Origin of the sequence: Albidovulum sp. (assembly GCF_008933605.1) — a bacterium.
Taxonomy (GTDB): Bacteria; Pseudomonadota; Alphaproteobacteria; order Rhodobacterales; family Rhodobacteraceae; genus Albidovulum.
Genome location: NZ_WBUS01000172.1, coordinates 1 through 6,244 on the forward strand (window position 1 = coordinate 1; position 6,244 = coordinate 6,244).

Here is a 6,244-nt window from a genome sequence, read left to right on the forward strand (position 1 = left end):
CCCAGCGCCCGGGCAATCGCATGGCCCTCCGGCAGCACGAGATGGGCGAGGAGCGTTGCTGCCCAGAGGACCGCCAGCATTAGCGCCACGAGCCGCCCCGGCAGCCGCAGGACCCATCCGAGGGCGAGAAGCGCGAGCGCCGTCAGGACTACCGTCACCGGAACCTCACCCCCGCCCCGTGGAACCGAAGCCGCCCGCGCCCCGCGCCGTCTCGCCGAGCCGTTCCGCCTCTGCGAACTCCGCCCGCACGACCGGCGCCACGATCATCTGCGCGATCCGCTCGCCGTGGGCGATGACGACGGGCTCCGCCCCGAGATTGACGAGGAGAACGCCCAGGGGACCGCGATAGTCGCTGTCGATCGTGCCGGGCGTGTTCGGGAGCGAGATCCCGTGCCGCAGCGCAAGGCCGGACCGCGGGCGGATCTGCACTTCGAAACCCTCCGGGATCTCGATGCGGAGCCCCGTCGGCACCACCCGCCGTTCCATCGGCGCCAGCACGAGGCCCGCGGAGCGGTCGCCCCCGGGAAGGTTCGCACGGATGTCCGCCCCCGCGGCACCGGCCGTCGCGTAGGCGGGCAGCGCCACCTGAGGGTCGGCCCAGTCCTCGCGCAGAACCCGGATCACCGGACGCATCGTTCCACCTTTCATTGTGGCCGAAACACTCCCGCCGGAGGCTCCCGGCCTAGCCGCCCTCACCCAGGGCCGCGGCGATGCGCGCCGCCAGCCGCCGCGCCACCTCGTCCTTGCCGAGCCTCGGCCAGTCCTCCGCGCGCTCGCCGGTGATCAGCGTCACGGCGTTCTCCGCCCCTCCCATGATCCCGGTCGCGGGCCGCACGTCGTTCGCCACGATCCAGTCGCAGCGCTTCCGCGCGCGCTTGGCCCGCGCATGGGCCACCACGTCATCGGTTTCGGCAGCGAAGCCGACGACGAGCCGCGGCCGCCCCGACTCCAGCTGCGCCACGGTGGCAAGGATGTCGGGGTTTTCCGCGAACTCGAGCGCCGGCGCCCGGCCCGACCCGTCTTTCTTCATCTTGGAATGGCTCGCATTCTTCACCCGCCAGTCGGCGACGGCCGCCGCGAAGACGGCGGCGTCGGCCGGCAACGCCGCCTCGACGGCGGCGAGCATCTCCCGCGCCGTCTCGACCGGGACGACCTCCACCCCCGGAGGCGCGGGCACGCTGGCGGGGCCGGTGACGAAGGTCACTCGCGCGCCGAGATCGCGCAGCGCGGCGGCCAGTGCCGTGCCCTGCGCCCCCGAGGAGCGGTTGGCAATGTAGCGCACCGGGTCGATGGGCTCGTGCGTGGGACCGGAGGTCACGATCACGTGGCGACCGGCCAGCGCCCCTCCGCCCAGCGCGGCCTCGGCCGCCGCGACGATTTCCAGGGGCTCGGCCATGCGTCCCTCGCCCGCCTCGCCGGCCTCGGCCATCTCGCCCTGCATCGGTCCGACGAAGGCGATGCCGTCGGCCGCCAGCCGCGCGAAGTTGCGCCGGGTGGCCGGATGCGCCCACATCCGAGGGTTCATCGCCGGCGCCATCAGCACCTTGCGGTCCGTTGCCAGCAGCACCGCGGTCGCGAGATCGCCCGCAAACCCGTTCGCGGCCTTCGCCATCAGGTCCGCCGTCGCCGGGGCCACGATGATGAGGTCCGCCTCTCGCGCGAGCCGGATATGACCCACGTCCTGTTCGTCCTGCCGGTCGAAGAGATCGGTGAAGACGTGATCGGCGGTCAGCGCCCCGACCGAAAGCGGGGTCACGAACTCCTGCGCTGCGGTGGTCATCACCGCCCGCACCGCCGCCCCGCGTTCCCGCAGACGCCGGATCAGGTCGAGCGCCTTGTAGGCCGCGATGCCGCCACCGATGATCAGGAGAATGCGCTTGTCCGCCAGCATGATGCCCTCGCCCGCCTCGCCAAGGATTAGGCGCGGATCCCCGGGAAGACAAGCGCGCGGATTTGATCACGAAGCGTGATGGCGCTGCGCACGAAGATGAACGTGACCGGTGCCGGGGTGCCGGCTAGCAAGGAAGACAGGGAGGATTCGATGACCTATCACCTTGGCATCGGCGACCGCAGCTATTCGAGCTGGTCGCTCCGCGGCTGGCTTCTCTTCGAGAAGTTCGGCCTGCCGGTGACCTGCCACTCTGGCATTCTCTACACCGACGATTTCCAGCGGCTGCTCGCCGGCTTCGCGCCGGCCCGGCTGGTGCCGGCGATGCGCACGCCCGAGGGCGAGGTTGTCTGGGACACGCTCGCCCTCGCCGAAACGCTCGCCGAACGCCACCCGGCGGTCGGGCTCTGGCCCGAGGACGCTGCCGCCCGCGCCATGGCGCGTTCCCTGGCGGCAGAGATGCACTCCGGTTTCACGGCGCTGAGGGACGACTGCCCGATGAACCTGCGCCTCAGCTATGCCGACTCAGCCCCCCGGGACGAGGTTCGGCGCGACCTCGCCCGGATCGAGGACCTCTGGGCGCTGGCGCGGGGCCGCTTCGGCGCGGGCAGCGTCTGGCTCTTCGGCCGATACACCGCGGCGGATGCCTTCTTCGCCCCTGTGGCCACGCGGATCGCCACCTACAACCTCCCGGTGTCGCCCGCCGCGATGGACTATGTCACCGCCCATCTCGCCGACCCCGCCTTCCGCCGCTGGCGGGCGATGGGCCGGGCAGAGAACCTCGTCCAGCCTTCCTACGCCAGACCCTATGCCGAGCGGCCCTGGCCCGGCCCCCCGGCGCGACCTGCAGGGTCGGCCGAGGGACCCTCGGTCAATGCCGCCTGCCCCTATTCCGGCAGGCCCGTCAGCCATTTCCTCGAGATGGAGGGTCGCGTCTGGGGCTTCTGCAATGCCTTCTGCCGCGACAAGACGCTCGCCGACCCGGAAGCCTGGCCGGGTTTCATGTCGATGGTGGCGCGTTAACCCTTTCTCAACCACGTTCGCGCTAGCCGTTAACCAGGGTTAACGGGGACGGACCATGGTGGCGCGCACCTATACGGTGGCTTTCGAGGGGGTGGAGGCGCGGATCGTCGAGGTCCAGTGCTCGGTCGCGGCCGGAATGCCCGCCTTCGCCGTCGTGGGCCTGCCCGACAAGGCGGTGACCGAGGCGCGCGACCGGGTGCGCGCTGCGCTGACTGCCATGTCGATCGCGCTTCCGTCGAAGCGGATCACCGTGAACCTCTCGCCTGCCGACCTGCCGAAGGAAGGCTCCCATTTCGACCTGCCGATCGCGCTCGCGCTGCTCGCCGCCATCGACATCCTGCCGCGCGAGGACGTGGAGGGCACCGTGGCACTCGGCGAATTGTCGCTCGACGGGCGGCTGGTGCCGGTGATCGGCGCGCTTCCGGCCGCGATGGCCGCGGCCGAGGAGGAGCGGACGCTCCTCTGTCCGAAGGCCTGCGGGCCGGAGGCGGCCTGGGTCGGCGCCACCCCGGTGATCGCCGCCGCGACGCTGGCCGACGTGCTGCGCCACTTCACCGGCGAGGCGCCGATCACGCCCGCGAGCCCCGGCGAGGTGCGCTCCGATCCCGCGCGGCGCGACCTTCGCGACGTGAAGGGGCAGGAGCGCGCCAAGCGCGCGCTGGAGATCGCGGCGGCCGGGCGCCACCACCTTCTCATGGTCGGCACACCGGGCTCGGGCAAGTCGATGCTCGCCGCGCGCATCCCCGGCATCCTGCCACCCTTGACGGCGGCCGAGGCGCTGGAGACCTCGATGATCCACTCGCTCTCGGGCCTTCTCGACGAGGGCGGGATCAGCCGCACGCGGCCCTTCCGCGAGCCGCACCATACCGCCTCGATGGCGGCCATCGTCGGCGGCGGGCGGGGCGCGAAACCGGGCGAGATCAGCCTCGCCCACAACGGCGTCCTCTTCCTCGACGAATTCCCCGAGTTCCCCCGCACCGTGCTCGAAACCCTGCGCCAGCCGATCGAGACCGGCGAGGTCGTCGTCGCCCGCGCCAATGCCCATATCCGCTACCCCTGCCGCTTCCTCCTCGTCGCCGCGGCGAACCCCTGCAAGTGCGGCTATCTCTCCGACCCTGCGCGCGCCTGCGCGAAGGTCCCCGCCTGCGGCGAGGACTACCTCGGCCGCATCTCGGGGCCGCTCATGGACCGGATCGACCTCAGAGTCGAGGTGCCGCCGGTGGCCTACACCGACCTCGACCTGCCAGAGACGGGCGAAAGCTCCGCCGCGGTCGCCGAGCGGGTGGCCGCGGCGCGGGCCGTGCAGGCCGCGCGCTTCGCCGGCCACCCGGAGATGCGCGTGAACGCCGATGCGGAGGGCAGGATCCTGGAAGAGGTCGCGAGCCCCGACAGCGACGGGCGGGAGCTTCTGGCACGGGTCGCCGAACGCTTCGGCCTCTCGGCGCGCGGCTACCACCGGATCCTCCGGGTGGCGCGGACCATCGCCGATCTCGCGGCCTCGGCCGAGGTGCGCAAGCCGCATGTGGCCGAGGCGGTCAGCTACCGGCTGAGCGTGCAGGCGGGGCGCTAGGCGCGCTTCGCCTCGATCACCTCCCAGATCCGCGCGGCGGCGTTCGTGCCGTCGAAGCGCTCGAGTTCCTGCAGCCCCGTGGGCGAGGTCACGTTGATCTCGGTCAGCCAGTCGCCGATCACGTCGATGCCGACGAACACCTGCCCCTTCTCGCGCAACACCGGGCCGATCGCGGCGCAGATCTCCCGGTCGCGGTCGGTCAGCCCGACCTTCTCGGGCCGTCCGCCCACATGCATGTTCGATCGAGTCTCGCCCTCGGCCGGGATGCGGTTGATCGCGCCCACCGGCTCGCCGTCGACGAGAATCACGCGCTTGTCCCCCTTCACCACGGCCGGGACGTATTTCTGCGCGATCAGCGGCTCGCGGTTGATGCCGATGAAAAGTTCATGCAGCGAGGCGAGGTTGCGGTCGTTCGGGTCGAGCCGGAAGACCCCGGCGCCGCCGTTGCCGTAGAGCGGCTTGAGGATGATGTCGCCGTGCGCCGCCTTGAAGGCGCGGATCGCGGCGAGGTCGCGGGCGATGAGTGTCGGCGGCGTCAGCTGCGGGAAGGTGAGCACGAGAAGCTTCTCGGGCGAGTTCCTGACCCAGAACGGGTCGTTCACCACCAGTGTCTTCGGGTGGATCATGTCGAGCAGATGCGTCGTGGTGATGTAGCCCATGTCGAAGGGCGGGTCCTGGCGGAGCCAGACCACGTCGAAGCTGCCGAGATCGACCTCCGTCTCGGCACCCAGGGTGAAGTGATCGCCCTTCACCCGCCTCAGTTCCAGCGGCCAGCCGCGGGCGATCACGCGGCCCTCGCGGTAGGCGAGCCGGCCCGGCGTGTAGTAGAAGAGCGCGTGGCCCCGCGCCTGCGCCTCCAGTCCGATGCGGAAGGTCGAATCGGCGTCGATGTTGACGCCCTCGATCGGGTCCATCTGGAGTGCGACCTTGAGTCCCATGCGTCCGCCCCGTCTCGTTCAGCGCCCCGATTGATGACCGAGGCGGCGGGCGGATGCAATGGCGGTTCGGCCTCAGACTCCGAAGGCGTTCTCGACGATCGCGATGCGGCCCGCGCCGTCCACGAGCGCGACCTCGAAGCTCATCTCGCTGTCCTGGCCGCGGGGTTCCCCGGCGAGAAAGGCACTGGCCGAGGCCGCGATCCGGCCCATCTGCCGGGCGGAGAGGCGTTCGGCGGCGATCGCGTGGCTGTGGGCCGCCTTCACCTCGACGAAGACCAGCCGGCCGCCCGTGCGCAGGATGAGGTCGATCTCGCCGCCCGGGCCGCGCCAGCGCCGCGCCGCCACCTCATGGCCGCGCCTGCGGTAATGCTCCTCGACCTGCGCCTCGGCGACGCGGCCCGCCTGGTAGGCAAGCTCGCCCGTCAGCCGCCGTCGGCGAGCCGGAGCGCCGTCTGGTAGACCTGCCGCCGTGGCAGGCCGAGCGCGGCCGAGACCTCCGCCGCCGCATCCCGTATCGAGTGGCACTTCAACGCCTCCCTCAGCCGCGCCTCGACCTCGGCCGGATCCGCCGCAACCACGCCGGCACGGTCGATCACGATGACGATTTCGCCCTTCACCGTGCGTTCCGCGAACACTGCCGCGAGTTCCGCGAGCGAGCCGCGCGACACCTCCTCGAACCGTTTCGTCAGTTCCCGGCAGACCGCCGCGAGCCGGTCCGCCCCGAGACTGTCGCGCAATTCCCTTAACAGACCCTGAACCCGCTTCGGCGATTCGTAGAGGATGAGGGTCGCTGGGATGCCGGCGAGGTCCTCCAGCCAGCGGCGG

The 6,244-nt window shown here is 71.3% G+C and carries 7 protein-coding genes; 2 read left to right on the forward strand and 5 right to left on the reverse strand.

What is annotated here, in order from left to right; translation table 11 throughout:
- Positions 1 to 165: 165 nt before the first annotated feature.
- Complete coding sequence (dut, locus tag F9K34_RS16250) at positions 166 to 633, reverse strand: dUTP diphosphatase (RefSeq protein WP_291338167.1); 468 nt, start codon at positions 631 to 633, stop codon at positions 166 to 168.
- Between the two features lie 49 nt (positions 634 to 682).
- Positions 683 to 1,891: a bifunctional phosphopantothenoylcysteine decarboxylase/phosphopantothenate--cysteine ligase CoaBC gene (gene coaBC, locus F9K34_RS16255; RefSeq protein WP_291338168.1), complete on the reverse strand. Its 1,209-nt coding sequence runs from the start codon at positions 1,889 to 1,891 to the stop codon at positions 683 to 685.
- Between the two features lie 150 nt (positions 1,892 to 2,041).
- On the opposite strand from coaBC, the gene F9K34_RS16260 reads away from it, so the two are divergent.
- Positions 2,042 to 2,911, forward strand: coding sequence for a glutathione S-transferase (locus F9K34_RS16260; RefSeq protein ID WP_291338171.1), 870 nt, complete (start codon positions 2,042 to 2,044; stop codon positions 2,909 to 2,911).
- 55 nt (positions 2,912 to 2,966) lie between these two features.
- A complete protein-coding gene (locus F9K34_RS16265; protein ID WP_291338169.1) occupies positions 2,967 to 4,481 on the forward strand; it encodes a YifB family Mg chelatase-like AAA ATPase in 1,515 nt (504 codons plus the stop codon).
- On the opposite strand, the gene gshB is transcribed toward F9K34_RS16265, so the two are convergent.
- The 3 genes from gshB to F9K34_RS16280 all read right to left on the reverse strand — a co-directional run.
- Entirely contained in the window at positions 4,478 to 5,419 is a 942-nt protein-coding gene (gene gshB, locus F9K34_RS16270; RefSeq protein ID WP_291338170.1) for a glutathione synthase, read from the reverse strand. The two genes, F9K34_RS16265 and gshB, sit on opposite strands and share 4 nt — an antisense overlap.
- Positions 5,420 to 5,491: 72 nt before the next feature.
- Positions 5,492 to 5,845, reverse strand: a complete 354-nt coding sequence (locus F9K34_RS16275) for a YraN family protein (RefSeq protein WP_291338172.1) — start codon at positions 5,843 to 5,845, stop codon at positions 5,492 to 5,494.
- Positions 5,842 to 6,244 (reverse strand): SAM-dependent methyltransferase (locus F9K34_RS16280; RefSeq protein ID WP_366557921.1); only part of this gene is annotated, 403 nt, incomplete at its 5' end. The genes F9K34_RS16275 and F9K34_RS16280, both read right to left, overlap by 4 nt.